Raw genomic sequence first — 13,660 nt, forward strand, 5'->3', positions numbered from 1 at the left:
AGTCAGCACGGAGACAGGGGAGGCGGCCGATGGGCAGTGGCGGACGGCCGCCGGCCCCGGGCTCCGACGGGCCGCGGCGCCCGAGATCGGACGAGGATCACGCGCAGGGGCGCCTCGAGCGCGTTCGCGCTGCCGCGGCGGCGCGGGTCACCAAGGGGGCCGCCCGTACCCGGGCCCTCGTACGACGGGTCGAGCAGACCCCTCCGCCCCCCGGGCCGTTCCGTCCCGGCTTCTGGCGCAGTCCCATCCGCGGGCCCTGGCTGACGTCCGTGTTCGGTCTGGTGCTGCTGATCGGCATCCCGCTGCTCTTCGTGACCGGCGCGCTGTCCTACGCCGCCTACAACCCCGGCCTCGGCGCACTCAACGACCAGACCCCGGACAAGGGCCTGCTGGGCTTCTACCTGTTCGACTGGCCCACACATCCCTACTGGCTGTACCGGCTCACCCAGGGCGTGCACGTGACGCTCGGCGTGGTCCTGGTGCCGGTGGTGCTGGCCAAACTGTGGTCGGTGATCCCAAAGCTGTTCGAGTGGCTGCCGGTCCGCAGCGCCGCCCATGCGCTGGAGCGGTTGTCGCTGCTGGCGCTGGTGGGCGGGGTCGTCTTCGAGTTCGTCACCGGGATCCTCAACATCCAGCTCTACTACGTCTTCCCGGGCTCCTTCTACACCCTGCACTTCTATGGCGCCTGGGTGTTCATCGCCGCGTTCGTCGTCCATGTGAGCCTGAAACTCGGCCGGATGACCCGCTCCCTGCGCTCCCGCAACCTGCTGACGGAGCTGCGCACCGGGCTCGCCGGCACCCGGCCGGAGCCACCCGACCCGGACGGCCTGGTCGCGCTCGAGCCCGCGGCGCCCACCATGTCCCGGCGCGGCGCACTCGCCATGGTGGGCGGTGGGTCGCTGCTCCTCCTGGTGGTCACCGCGGGACAGAGCATCGGCGGCCGGCTGCGAAGGACCGCCCTCCTCGCGCCGCACAACCGTGACCCGGGTGGCGGCCCGAAGGACTTCCAGGTCAACAAGACGGCCGCTTCCGTCGGCGTCACCCCCGCCCATGTCGGGCCGGATTGGCGGCTGGAGGTCCGCGGCCACGGGCCGACGCTCGTCTTCACCCGCGCACAACTCCTCGCGATGCCCCAGCATGCCGCCGCACTGCCGATCGCCTGCGTGGAGGGATGGTCCACCGAGGACCAGCACTGGAGCGGCCTTCGGCTGACCGGCCTGGCCGCCCTGGCGGGTCTCCCGGACGCCGGCAGCGTTTTGGTCGAGTCTGTCCAACCCCCCGGCCCCTACAGCTCGGTGGTACTGCGTGGCAACCAGATTCACGACCTCCGATCGCTGCTCGCCCTGCGAGTCAACGGCGCGGACCTCTCGCTCGACCACGGCCACCCGGCCCGCGTCATCGTCCCGGCCAACCCCGGCGTGAACAACACCAAGTGGGTGCACCGGCTCACCTTCAGGACGTGACCATGGCGCGCTTCGTCCGTTGGTACGGCTCCGGCCCCCTCCATCTTCTCGTCCTGATCGCCTCGTTCGCCCTCACCGGTTACGCCCTGGTGCGACTGTTCGCCGTCCGCCCGCTCGAGGTCGCGATCTGGTTCGTCGGCGCGGCGATCGTCCACGACCTGATCCTGCTCCCCCTGTACTCACTCGCCGATCTGTCGGCACGAGCTGTCCTGCGGCATCGCGCCACCCGCATGCCGGAACCGCCGTGGATCAACTACCTGCGGGTGCCCACTTTCCTCTCCGGCGTGCTCCTGCTCGTCTGGTTCCCCCTCATCCTCGACCTCGCGATCCCCTACCCCGATGCCGCACGACTGTCCGAAGGCGTCTACCTCGGCCGATGGCTGGCCATCACCGCCGTGCTCTTCGGCGCCTCCGCCCTTGCCTTCGCTCTCAAGCTCCGCCGCCTCCGGCGGGCCGCCCGCGCCGACGAGGAACGACCCGCAACGGGTCACGACGCCGCATCATGACGTCCGGCGAGGAGCGGTCGCCCCGCGCCCGCGCAGACCCCTATGCACTGGCCCTGCGCAGCGGCCACGAACTGGTGTACCTGCGGCTGGCGGACGGGCGCCGGATCCGGATGCCGGTGGATCGCTGGTACGCACATCCCACCGTGGCCGACGAATCCGTGCTCAATCGCTGCGTCGGCCCCGTTCTCGACGTCGGCTGCGGGCCCGGCCGGCTGTGCAGGGCACTCCTGGGTCGCGGAGCTTTCGCGCTCGGCGTCGATGTGGCTCCCCGCGCGGTGGCCCAAACCATCGCTCTCGGCGGAATCGCACTGCGCCGATCGGTGTTCGACCGGCTACCGGCCGAGGGAGGCTGGCAGACCGTCCTGCTCATCGACGGCAACATCGGTATCGGCGGTGACCCGCGCGCCCTGCTGTACCGCTGCATCCAGGTCACCGCCCCGACGGGTCTTCTCCTCATCGAGGCCGACCCCGACGATGTCGAGGAATGCTGCACCGCACAATTCGAAGACAGCCATGGCCACGAAGGTCCGCCGTTTCCCTGGGCACGTCTGGGAGCACCAGCACTGCGCAGAATCGCCGAGGACCTTGCCCTCAGCGTCACCGACCAGTGGAGATGCGGCCACCGGTGCTTCCTCGCCCTCGGTCACCAGGACACGACCACGGGGACGTCGTTGCCGAGGCGGGGGTGACCACGCGGTGACGAGGAGACACGACGTACGCCGACCGTACGGCGAGTGCGGGACGCGGCACCAGGTCGTGCCGGCCCGTCGGGGCAACCACCGGCGGCCGGCACGTGCGATCCACCGATCGTGCTGATTGGGTGGGGGTGAGTCCACCGTGCAGGGAGGCTGGGACGAATGACACTGGTCAGGCATCTGGAGAGACCTGCGGCGCAGGCGACCGCTCACATCGTCCCAGCCGGGCCACGTCCGGCCCGAGGTGGACGGGCTGAAACGCATGAGTACGCGACCGATCGGTGACCACGCCCTGCTGTCCGATTGCCGCTCGGCCGCGCTGGTCACCTCAGGCGGATCGGTGGACTGGCTGTGCCTCCCCCGATTCGACAGCCCCGCAATCTTCGCCCGACTCCTCGACGAGGATGCCGGCTACTGGTCCATCCGCCCTGCCGGCCCGATCGACATCAGCCGCCGCTACGTCGAAGACACCCTTGTTCTGGAGACGACCTTCCGAACGACCGAGGGTACGGCGGTCCTGCGCGATGCCCTTGCCCTGGGGCGGCGCGAACGCGGGCACGCGCTCGGCACAGCGTCCCCCGGAACGCTCCTGCGGCAGATCACCTGCACCGAAGGGCGGGTGAACATCGAGATCGCCTACGCGCCGCGCCCGGAGTACGGACTCATCCAGCCACTCCTCTCAGCCGTGCGAGGCGGGCTCGCGGCGTACGGGGGCGCCCATGTTCTGCTCCTGTCGACCTCCGTCGACCTGCGGGTAAGCGGCTCCACAGCGCACGGCCGGATCCCGCTCTCGGCGGGGCATCGCCTCGGATTCGCCCTGCACGTCGGGCAGGCGTGGGAAAGGGAGCCGGTGGGCTGGCGGGCGGGGCGGATCCGGCGCCGCATGACCGACACCATCGAAGGCTGGCGCTCCTGGTCGAAGCTCCACCGCGGCTACGTCGGCCCCTGGCAGAACGAGGTGGGCCACAGCGGACGCGTGCTGCGAGCCTTGACCTTCGCTCCCACCGGGGCCATCGTCGCCGCGGCCACCACATCCCTGCCCGAGAAAACGGGCGGGATGCGCAACTGGGACTACCGCTACACCTGGGTCCGCGACGCGAGCTTCACCCTGCAAGCCCTCGCCACGGCCGCCTGCGAGAAGGAGAAGAACAGGTTCTTCGACTTCCTCACCCGGGCCGCGGCAACCCAACTCGACCGCAGCGTAGACCTGCAGATCATGTACGGCATCGGCGGCGAACGCGACCTGAGCGAGCGGCTCCTGCCCCACCTGACCGGCTGGCGCAACAGCAGCCCCGTACGGATCGGCAACGACGCCTGGCGCCAACGCCAACTCGACGTCTACGGCGAACTCCTCGACGCCGCCCACCAGACCCTTCCGCCCGGTCAGCCGCTCGACCCGGCCACCCGCACCTTCCTGCTCCAGGCGGCCGAGACAGCCGCCCGGCGGTGGACCCAACCGGACCAGGGCATCTGGGAAAGACGCGGCCCCAGCAGACACTTCCTCCACTCGAAACTGATGTGCTGGGTCGCCCTGGACCGCGCCATCACCATGGCCGCCGCCCTCCAGGCCGACGAACGCCTGTCCCACTGGCAGCACGAGCGCGATCAGATCCGCCAAGCCATCGAACAACACGGTTGGAACCCCGGCCTGGGCGCCTTCACCCAGGCATTCGACAGTGACGACCTCGACGCCTCCGCGCTGATGCTGCCCATCGTCGGCTTCCTGCCGCCGCACGACCCGCGCGTCCAGTCCACTGTGCTGGCCATTGCCACCCAACTGACCGACCGCAACGGTCTGGTCCGCCGCTACCTCACCGACGAACTGCAGGAAGAAGAAGGCGCCTTCCTGCTGTGCACCTTCTGGCTTGCCCAAGCCCTCGCCCTCACCGGCCACACCGCCCGTGCACGACATGTCTTCCAAGCCGCCCTCGCACACGCCAACGACCTCGGCCTGCTGGCCGAGGAGACCGACTTCACCACGGCAGAAGCCCTCGGCAACTTTCCCCAGGCCTTCAGCCACATCGGGCTCATCAACGCCGCCTGCGCCATCCGCGATGCCGAGCGACAGACAACGCCCGCCCCGTAGGCGAACAACCCGTGTGCGCCGACTGCCCCACCGATCTGCGCACTCACGCAGGCGCACAGTGAAGAACGGCCAGAGTGTGTCCGAAAAGCGCATCGGCCTGGGCAGGATCGGGTGAGTCTCCGGCTGTTGGTCAGGCGGTTGGTCCCGGAGAGGCCCCGCACTCTGGATAATGCCTGGTCAGAACGGGGGAGGGTACGAGGACGACCGGGGCCGCCACCCCCCACAGGAGAGGCCCCGGTCGTCTTCCGCGGGGCCGTAGGACGACCCCGTACTTCTCTCAGCGCCGTCGCTGCGTTTTCTGTCACACCGCACTGTGCCGGGAGAACGTTGCAGCTTGTACAAGCCATGGACGCGAACCCCGCGAAGGACGTAGCGTGCTGAATCGCGCAGGGTGGCGCGGCAGTGATGACCAGCTGCGACTCAGGACAGCAGGGCGGGTTGAGGGAGTGCTGGGGGACGACGCGGAGCTGACTGCCGCGGTGCTCGCGGCGCAGGACGGGGACGAAGACGCCTTCCGTACTGTGTACCGCGCTGTGCAGCCGCGGCTGCTGGGCTATATACGGACGCTGGTGGGGGAGCCGGACGCGGAGGACGTGGCGTCCGAGTCGTGGCTGCAGATAGCGCGTGACCTCGACCGGTTCAGCGGCGACGCCGACCGCTTCCGTGGCTGGGCGGCGCGGATAGCCCGTAACCGTGCCCTGGACCATCTGCGGATGCGCGGCAGACGCCCCGCGATCGGCGGCGACGAGTCGGAGCTCTCGGACAGGCCCGCCGAATCCGACACCGCCGACGAGGCGATGGAGGCCCTGGCCACCGGCCGCACGATGTCGCTCATCGCCCAACTGCCGCAGGACCAGGCCGAGGCCGTGGTGCTGCGGGTGGTCGTCGGCCTGGACGCGAAGAGCGCGGCGCAGACGCTGGGCAAACGGCCGGGGGCGGTACGCACCGCGGCGCACCGGGGACTGAAGCGGCTGGCGGAGCTGCTGCGTGCCGAAAGTGTGGACAGTGCAGGCGGTTCAGGCAAGGCTGGTGGCGCTCCCGGCGACAGGGACGGCGAGGACGGCGCAGTCCCCGACGGCGGCGCGGGCGGCGCCGTGGACCGGGCTACCGCGGACGATCCGGCGGATCCTGCCGCCCCTCGCGACGGCGCGGCAGGCCGGACGGCGGAACTCGGCGCCGTGCCCGCCCAGCGCGTCTCCCGCAGCGGTCCGGCGGCGCCGGCCGGTGTGACGCATTCGCGTCTATCGACGCAGAAGGACATGTGATGGCCGACGAGTACTACGAATGGCTTGACAAGGGCGCGGCGGAGAGATTGCTCCGCGGCGAACCGGTCGATCCCGTCGGCGGCCACTCGGGTACGGAAGCGGAGATGCTCGCGGCAGCGCTGGATGCCGCAGCGCGAGCCGCCCGCCCGGCCACCGGTGAACTACCGGGCGAGGCCGCGGCGCTGGCTGCCTTCCGCACCGCCACGCACTTCGCGCGCGCGAGGACACGGGCGGCGAACCCACAGGCGAAGGGGTACGCCGAGCAGCCCGTCGAGCAGTCACGGACCGGCGTACTCGGCCCGGTGCGCATCGGGCCCGCCTCCGGCGGCACCGTGCCGAGCACCTCGGCCGCGGGCACCCGTCGGACCCGTCCGCTGCGCTGGAGCCGGCCCATCCGCTTCGGCCTGGCCGCCTCCTTCGCGGGCTGCGCGCTCGGCGGGGTGGCCGTGGCCGCGGGCACCGGGATGCTCCCCGGACCGTTCGGCGGGCACGCCCCCGCACCGGCCACGTCCGTCTCGGTCGCGGCGACGCCCGACGAGCTCGGCTCGGGGTCCGGAACCGACGCGGGCCCGCCACCCGTCTCCCCGGAGACAGAACCCTCCGTCCCCCCGGCGGACCCCTCCGCCCCCACGGGCGGCCGGGACAGCGGCAGAACGGACAAGGGCGACACAGGCAAGGACGGCGACGACAACCGGAAGTCCGACGGCGCCGAAGGCGGCTCCTCGACCGGTACCGAGAGCGGCAAGACACCCAAGGGCTCCGGAGGCGACACCTCCGGCGAGTGGTACGCCAAGACGCTCAAGGCCTGCCGCGACTACCGCAACGGCAAGCTGGACGCCGACAGCCGGCGGAAGCTCGAAGCGCTGGCGAAGGGCGCCCGCAATCTGGACCGGTTCTGCGACCGGGTGGCCGCCGGAGCCGCGAAGGGCCAGAACGGTCAGGGCGGTCAGGGCAGCGACAAGGGCACTGATGACGACCAGGGCGACGGCGATTCCAACGGGGACGGTGTCGGGAACTCCCGCACGCTACCGCCGATCTGGTTCACCACCACCCCGCCTTCGTCGTCACCTTCGTCGTCGCCTTCGTCGCCTTCGTCGCCTTCGTCGCCTTCGTCGCCTTCGTCGCCTTCGTCGCCTTCGTCGCCTTCGCCTTCGCCGGCGCGTTCTCTGTGGGCCTCGAACTCGGCCTCGAACTCCGCCTCGGTCGTCCCGTCGGCGGTTGCCCGGTCGGCCGGCGCGGCCACGGGCCGACTCCGCTGAGAGCCGGACGCGCCAGTCCTTTTCCCGCCGTCCACCAGGTGCGACATCCAGGTGCGACATCCGGGTGTGACGTTTTTCGAGGCCGTGACGCAGTACTGAATGAGCCGACTGGTCATCGGCAGCGCACAGAGCCGGGGTTCCCCCCGTACCTGCGGCTCAGCGCAATGGCGCGGGCGGGACACGTTCCCCCGGTCCCGTCCGCGCCCCTTTTCCCTCCGGCCGGGCCCGCCCTACCCGTAGACGACGACCTTGTCGCCCGTCCTCACCTGGGCGAAGAGCGAGGCGATCTTTCCCTCGTCCCGGACGTTGACGCAGCCGTGCGAGGCGCCGTGGTAGCCGCGGGCCGCGAAGTCCGCCGAGTAGTGCACGGCCTGGCCGCCGCTGAAGAACATCGCGTACGGCATGGCCGTGTGATAGATCGTCGACACGTGGTGCCGTGACTTCCAGTAGACGGAGAAGGTGCCCTCGCGGGTCGGCGTGTACTGGGAGCCGAAGCGGACGTCCATCGACGAGACGACGCGGCCGTCGATCATCCATGACAGCGTCCGGCTGTTCTTGCTGATGCAGAGCACCCGGCCCGTCATGCAGCGTTTGTCCGGCTTGGCGACGGGCACGGTGGTCGGCGGGTTCAGCTCGGCGGCCGTCGGCTCGTGCGTCATGCCGAGCAGCTTCTGCCAGGTGACGGTGTCCGTCCTGCCCGTGGTGGAGAGGCCACGCTTGCCCTGGAAGGACCGGACGGCGGCTGCCGTGAGAGTGCCGTAGTAGCCGGTGGGGGAGTGGTCGAAGTGGCCGATCTGTCGCAGCCGGGCCTGCAGCTCCCGTACCTGCTTGCCCTGGGAGCCGCTCGCCATCAGGGTCGTGCCCTGCGGGTCCGGCTTCGGCGTGGGCGTCGCGGGGGGCTTCGAGGACGGTGACGGTGACGACGCGTCCGGCGTGGGCGAACGGCCGGCGGCGGGCTTGGCGTCGTCGGTCGCCGCGGCCCGGGGTGGTGCCGACGGTGCGTCGGCGGCGGGCTGCGCCTTGCAGCCGGCGGTCGCGGCGGTCATGGCGGTCACGGCGAGAACGGCGAGTGCCGCCGTGACCGCGTGCCCCGCCCGGCCTCGCGCCCCGCCCCGCACCTTGCCCCGTGACGTACTTCCGCTGATGCTGCGTATCATCTCGGCCCCCTGCTTCTCCGGGTTTCTCCGGTGTCCCATTGGACGGATTCCCGCTCTGCCCGGTTGCCAAAGCCCGCGCATGATGGGGGGAGCGGCGGCGCGGGCCGTCCGGAAGGGCTGTGAGCAAGGTCCCGGCCGGTGACTCTCCACCGGTCCCGGTGCCCGCCGCTACAGTCCGTCGCGGAAATCCTTGGTTACCAGTAAGTAGATTCACTGGGCAGCTTCAGCGGGAGGCACAGCAGATGACGCGCGAGTCGGAGTCGGGACAGCCCATCGAGCCGGTGTACGGGCCGGACGCACTCGACGGATGGAACCCCGACGACAAGCTGGGAGAGCCGGGCGCCTACCCCTTCACGCGCGGTGTCTACCCGACGATGTACACCGGCCGGCCGTGGACGATGCGCCAGTACGCGGGTTTCGGTACGGCCACGGAATCCAACGCCCGCTACAGGCAACTCATCGCCCACGGCACCATGGGCCTCTCCGTCGCTTTTGACCTGCCCACCCAGATGGGCCACGACTCCGACGCGGCGATCGCGTCCGGCGAGGTCGGCAAGGTCGGGGTCGCGATCGACTCGATCGACGACATGCGGGTCCTGTTCGACAGGATTCCGCTGGACAAGGTCTCCACATCCATGACGATCAACGCGCCCGCCGCCCTTCTCCTCCTCCTCTACCAGTTGGTCGGCGAGGAGCAGGGCGTCCCGGCGGACAAGCTGACCGGCACCATCCAGAACGATGTGCTCAAGGAGTACATCGCGCGCGGCACGTACATCTTTCCGCCCAAGCCCTCGCTCCGGCTGATCGCCGACATCTTCAAGTACTGCAAGGCCGAGATCCCGAGGTGGAACACCATCTCGATCTCCGGCTACCACATGGCGGAGGCCGGTGCCTCGCCCGCGCAGGAGATCGCGTTCACCCTCGCTGACGGCATCGAGTACGTCCGTACCGCCGTCGCGGCCGGCATGGACGTCGACGACTTCGCCCCGCGGCTCTCGTTCTTCTTCGTCGCCCGTACGACGCTCCTCGAAGAGGTGGCCAAGTTCCGTGCCGCGCGCCGGATCTGGGCGCGAGTGATGAAGGAGGAGTTCGGCGCGAAGAACCCCAAGTCGATGATGCTGCGCTTCCACACCCAGACCGCGGGCGTCCAGCTCACCGCCCAGCAGCCCGAGGTCAACCTGGTGCGCGTGGCCGTCCAGGGCCTGGCCGCGGTCCTCGGTGGTACGCAGTCGCTGCACACCAACTCCTTCGACGAGGCGATCGCCCTCCCGACCGACAAGTCCGCTCGCCTCGCCCTGCGCACCCAGCAGGTCCTGGCGTACGAGACGGACGTCACCGCGACCGTCGACCCGTTCGCCGGTTCGTACGTTGTTGAGTCGATGACCGATGCCGTCGAAGCTGCGGCTGCCGCCCTGATGCTCAAGGTCGAGGACATGGGCGGGGCGGTCAGCGCGATCGAGCGCGGCTTCCAGAAGAACGAGATCGAGCGCAGCGCGTACCGCATCGCCCTGGAGACCGACAGCGCGGAGCGTGTGGTGGTCGGCGTCAACCGTTTCCAGCTCGACGAGGAGGAGCCGTACGAGCCCCTGCGCGTCGACCCGGCGATCGAGGCCCAGCAGGCGGCGCGGCTGGCGAAGCTGCGGGCCGAGCGTGACCAGGGCGCGGTCGACGAGGCGCTGGGCCGGCTGAAGAAGGCGGCCGAGGGCACGGACAACGTCCTGTACCCGATGAAGGACGCTCTCAGGGCACGGGCGACGGTGGGCGAGGTCTGCGGTGCGCTGCGCGAGGTGTGGGGGGCGTACGTGCCGTCGGACGCGTTCTGAGGCGATGTGTACCCGTAAGGGTGATCTCTCGCCGAATGTCCGTGGCCACGGATGAGCTCGTGAACAGTGGTCCCCGGAGGAGGATGCCGTGGCTGTCGTACAGCACGAGGAGCAGGTGCAGGAGCAGGAACAGCCCGAGTTGACGCTCCGCGAGGCAGCCGAGCAGCTCGCACGCGCGCTGCCCGGGCATCGAGTGGAGATTCTCCAGGGGAGGCTCACTGCGACACCACTGGCGGACGGAACGCATGCGCTGGCGCTGTCCTGGCTCAGCGAGGAATTCGGTGCCAGGGCGCGCGCGGTGGGGCTCAGGCTCGTCCAGGCGGTCGGCCTGTGGCTGCCCACCGGCCCGGACGACTACGCGATTCCCGATCTGTCGGTCGTCGAGGCAGACTTTCGGGACGCCCATGCGATGAAGAACTGCTACGCCGCCCACGCCTTCCGCATGGTGGTGGAGGTGACCTCGACCAACTGGTCCGACGATCTCGGCCCCAAGGTCGAGGACTACGCCCAGGCGGGCATTCCGGTCTACCTCGTGGTCGATCGCAAGCATGACCAGGTGCTGCTCTGCAGCGACCCACGGAGCGGCGAGTACAAGAACAAGGTGCCCCACAAGCGCGGAACCTCGTTCACCGTGCCGGACGTGGTCGGCGTCGAGATGAAGCTCTCCGTGGACCGCCTCCTGGACGGCGACGAGGACTGACCCCGAGCCTTTTCCGAACCCCCGGAACGGAGTGTCGTACCCACGTGCGACACTCCGGTTCATGCTGGGTGTCACCGATCTTCCGACCTATCTCGCCGGCCTGGTGCTGATCGTTCTTCTGCCGGGACCGAATTCGCTGTACGTGCTGTCCGTCGCCGCCCGGCGTGGTGTGCGGACCGGCTATGTGGCCGCGGCCGGGGTGTGGACCGGGGACACCGTGCTGATGACGCTGTCCGCGCTGGGGGCCTCGTCCCTGCTGCGGACGACTCCGGTGCTCTTCGCCGTCGTCAAGTTCGCGGGTGCGGGCTATCTGACCTGGCTGGCGATCGGCATGCTGCGGGCCGCGGTGGCCATGTGGCGCGAGCGGCACCGGCGGGTGGCCGAGCTGACCGAGGAGAGCGCCGGTCCCGAGGCTGCCGCCGCGATGGAGCGGCCATACCGGCGGGCGCTGGTGGTCAGCCTCTTCAATCCGAAGGCGATCCTGTTCCTGATCTCGTTCTTCGTGCAGTTCGTCGACCCCGGCTACGCCTACCCGGCGCTCTCGTTCCTGGTGCTGGGTACCCTGCTGCAGATCGCCAGCTTCCTTTATCTGTCGGTGCTGATATTCGGCGGCACCCGGCTGTCCGCCGCGTTCAGCCGCCGCAAGCGGCTGTCCGCGGGGGCCACCTCGGCGGCCGGTCTGCTGTTCCTGGGGTTCGCGGCGAAGCTCTCGCTCAGCAGCGTGTGACTGCGGCGAGGCCGAGCGGGGCCGGAGGCAGGGCATCGGGGTGCGCTCGGTGAAGGCGGTCGGCACGGTGGCGGCCGCTTCGAAGGACGCCTGAAACGAATTCCCGTTGGCGCTCCCGTAAATGATCTCCGAGTCGATGTGGGGCAGGGTCCGGCCTGCTCCGAGTAAGGCGGGGGAATCGGTGACTTGGAGCACGCTCGTTGCATAGGCTCGTTGCGTGCAGTGGCATCAGGTACTCGGCTTCGTGGCCGCAGTCACACCCCTCACATTGATTCCCGGCACGAGCTTCACGCTGGTTACGCAACAGGTGATCGCGGGATCGCGGTTTGACGGTGTGCGTGCCGCGTTTGGCTCAGCGTGCGGGCTCTTGGTGCACGCAACGTTCGCCGCGATTGGCTTGTCGGCCCTCGTCATGTCGTCGGCTCAGGCGTTGGCGGTGGTGAAGCTCCTGGGCGGCATCTATCTCATCTGGTTGGGCGTGACGACGTGGCGGTCGACGCGCCGAGGCGTCGAACCAACGACACGGAGGCGATGGCGCTTGCCATGGGCTCGGGTCGGAGGCTTTGGCCAGGGGCTGTGTTCCAACGTCCTCAACCCGAAGGCCGCGTCGGTCTATCTCACCCTGGTACCGCAGTTCCTCACGTCGAGCCGCCCCATCGCGCCACAGATCGCGACGCTTGCGATTGTCCATGTGGCCATGGTGCTGGTGTGGCTGTTGATCTGGACGTTTGTGGTCGCCTCTGCGCACGCGGCGATCGACACGCCTCGATTCCGACGTGGGACGAGTCGTCTGGCGGGAGCAGTGCTGGTAGCCCTGGGGGTTCGAACGGCAACGGCGAACTGAGCCCGCACCTCCTGCGATTGCTCGCGGCCCCAGAGGCGGGCTTGCCATGATGTTGGCCATGCCTTCTCTGGTCACTCCTGTCCTGTCCCCTGGCAGCCTCAACGCCTCTCCTCAGCCGACGCTGTCGATCGACGACGACTTGCTGCTGCGGCCGTGGGTGCCTTCGGACGCAGCCGCCGTCGCGCGAGTGTTCCAGGACCGGGCGATCCAGCTCTGGCACCTGCGCAAGGCAGGCTCCGAAGACGAAGCTCAAGAGTGGATCCAACAGTGGCGACGTGGCTGGGAGAGCGAGTCCGCCTGCCATTGGGCCGTGGCCGATGCCAGCGGCGACAGGGTCCTCGGACGGGTCTCCCTCCAGTCCATCATCCTGGTCGGAGGCCAAGCCGAGATCTCCTACTGGACCGCTCCTGAGTCCCGAGGCAAGGGCGTCTGCTCCCGCGCAGTGGCCCGGGTGTCACGCTGGGCACTGGAAGAGGCCGGCTTCAACCGACTCGAACTCGGCCACTCGCCGGCCAACATCGCATCCTGCCGCATCGCCGAAAAGACAGGCTTTGCCCTGGAAGGCGTACGGCGTCAAGCACTGCTCCACGCCGATGGCTGGCACGACATGCATCTGCACGCCCGAGTCCACGAAGCCTGACCAGGCGTTCGGCCCCGGCAGCAGACCACGCTCCGGACACGTCGGAGATCATTACGGGACAAGCCTTTAGTAAGCAAGCGCTGCGTCGTATAGCGACAACAAACTGGAAGCCTCGCCGGGTGCAGGCGGATTCCGGGGGGCGTTGCAACACGTGGTCCGGTTGATTCGCCTCGGCGTCCCCCGGAGAACCTTGGTCCGGCGAAGCTGCCCGACCGACGAGGGACCCTCTTGCTCAGGCCTCCACCGTTATGGATGGCCCGGTCCGTCCCCGCGTTGTTGCGGCCGGTCGCCGTTCCCGGCCTGCGCACGGCGGTGGGCCACTGCCTTGGGTGGGTATCTGCCGGACAGCCCGCAGTTGATGTGCTTCTGCGGCGTACCGCGGCGCCGGAAGTCGTGAGCAGATGGCTACGGGGCCGGTCGGCAATGTCAAGTACCGGCGTCGGGCGCCTGACTCCGCAGAGGCCGGCACGCCGATACGAAACGCTGGACGGCCCG

General features: G+C 69.5%; 12 protein-coding genes. 11 read left to right on the forward strand and 1 reads right to left on the reverse strand.

Annotation, left to right across the window (positions count from 1 at the left end; genetic code table 11):
* The first annotated feature begins 29 nt into the window (after window positions 1-29).
* From ACZ7L9_RS11875 to ACZ7L9_RS11900, 6 genes are all read left to right on the forward strand, one after another.
* The gene (locus ACZ7L9_RS11875) at window positions 30-1,463 is read left to right on the forward strand and encodes a molybdopterin-dependent oxidoreductase (protein ID WP_471414548.1); all 1,434 of its coding nucleotides are present in this window, start codon (window positions 30-32) and stop codon (window positions 1,461-1,463) included.
* Window positions 1,464-1,465: 2 nt separating this feature from the next.
* Window positions 1,466-1,969, forward strand: a complete 504-nt coding sequence (locus tag ACZ7L9_RS11880; RefSeq protein WP_471414549.1) for a hypothetical protein — start codon at window positions 1,466-1,468, stop codon at window positions 1,967-1,969.
* Window positions 1,966-2,658 (forward strand): class I SAM-dependent methyltransferase, encoded by a 693-nt coding sequence (locus ACZ7L9_RS11885; protein WP_471414551.1) that lies wholly within the window; start codon window positions 1,966-1,968, stop codon window positions 2,656-2,658. Before ACZ7L9_RS11880 ends, ACZ7L9_RS11885 begins: the two co-directional genes overlap by 4 nt.
* Before the next feature lie 268 nt (window positions 2,659-2,926).
* Window positions 2,927-4,750 carry a glycoside hydrolase family 15 protein gene (locus tag ACZ7L9_RS11890; RefSeq protein WP_471414552.1) on the forward strand — a complete coding sequence of 608 codons (1,824 nt, stop codon included), beginning with the start codon at window positions 2,927-2,929 and terminating at the stop codon, window positions 4,748-4,750.
* A gap of 446 nt (window positions 4,751-5,196) precedes the next feature.
* Window positions 5,197-6,015, forward strand: a complete 819-nt coding sequence (locus tag ACZ7L9_RS11895; RefSeq protein ID WP_471414690.1) for an RNA polymerase sigma factor — start codon at window positions 5,197-5,199, stop codon at window positions 6,013-6,015.
* Window positions 6,015-7,274: a hypothetical protein gene (locus tag ACZ7L9_RS11900; protein ID WP_471414553.1), complete on the forward strand. Its 1,260-nt coding sequence runs from the start codon at window positions 6,015-6,017 to the stop codon at window positions 7,272-7,274. The genes ACZ7L9_RS11895 and ACZ7L9_RS11900 overlap by 1 nt, the downstream gene beginning before the upstream one ends.
* A 230-nt stretch (window positions 7,275-7,504) precedes the next feature.
* Here ACZ7L9_RS11900 and ACZ7L9_RS11905 read toward each other — a convergent pair whose 3' ends face one another.
* A complete protein-coding gene (locus ACZ7L9_RS11905) occupies window positions 7,505-8,431 on the reverse strand; it encodes a L,D-transpeptidase family protein (RefSeq protein ID WP_471414554.1) in 927 nt (308 codons plus the stop codon).
* 242 nt (window positions 8,432-8,673) lie between these two features.
* Here ACZ7L9_RS11905 and ACZ7L9_RS11910 point away from each other — a divergent pair, with 242 nt between their 5' ends.
* The 5 genes from ACZ7L9_RS11910 to ACZ7L9_RS11930 all read left to right on the forward strand — a co-directional run bounded on the left by ACZ7L9_RS11910 (window position 8,674) and on the right by ACZ7L9_RS11930 (window position 13,165).
* Window positions 8,674-10,254: an acyl-CoA mutase large subunit family protein gene (locus tag ACZ7L9_RS11910; protein ID WP_471414555.1), complete on the forward strand. Its 1,581-nt coding sequence runs from the start codon at window positions 8,674-8,676 to the stop codon at window positions 10,252-10,254.
* Between the two features lie 88 nt (window positions 10,255-10,342).
* Window positions 10,343-10,954, forward strand: a complete 612-nt coding sequence (locus ACZ7L9_RS11915; RefSeq protein WP_471414556.1) for a Uma2 family endonuclease — start codon at window positions 10,343-10,345, stop codon at window positions 10,952-10,954.
* Between the two features lie 61 nt (window positions 10,955-11,015).
* Window positions 11,016-11,681 (forward strand): leucine efflux protein LeuE, encoded by a 666-nt coding sequence (gene leuE, locus ACZ7L9_RS11920; RefSeq protein ID WP_471414557.1) that lies wholly within the window; start codon window positions 11,016-11,018, stop codon window positions 11,679-11,681.
* Window positions 11,682-11,898: 217 nt separating this feature from the next.
* On the forward strand, window positions 11,899-12,525 hold the full coding sequence (locus ACZ7L9_RS11925) for a LysE family translocator (protein ID WP_471414558.1): 627 nt from the start codon (window positions 11,899-11,901) through the stop codon (window positions 12,523-12,525).
* Between the two features lie 58 nt (window positions 12,526-12,583).
* Window positions 12,584-13,165 carry a GNAT family N-acetyltransferase gene (locus ACZ7L9_RS11930; RefSeq protein WP_471414559.1) on the forward strand — a complete coding sequence of 194 codons (582 nt, stop codon included), beginning with the start codon at window positions 12,584-12,586 and terminating at the stop codon, window positions 13,163-13,165.
* The last annotated feature ends 495 nt before the right edge of the window (window positions 13,166-13,660 follow it).

The organism is Streptomyces sp. NPDC111516, assembly GCF_055635345.1.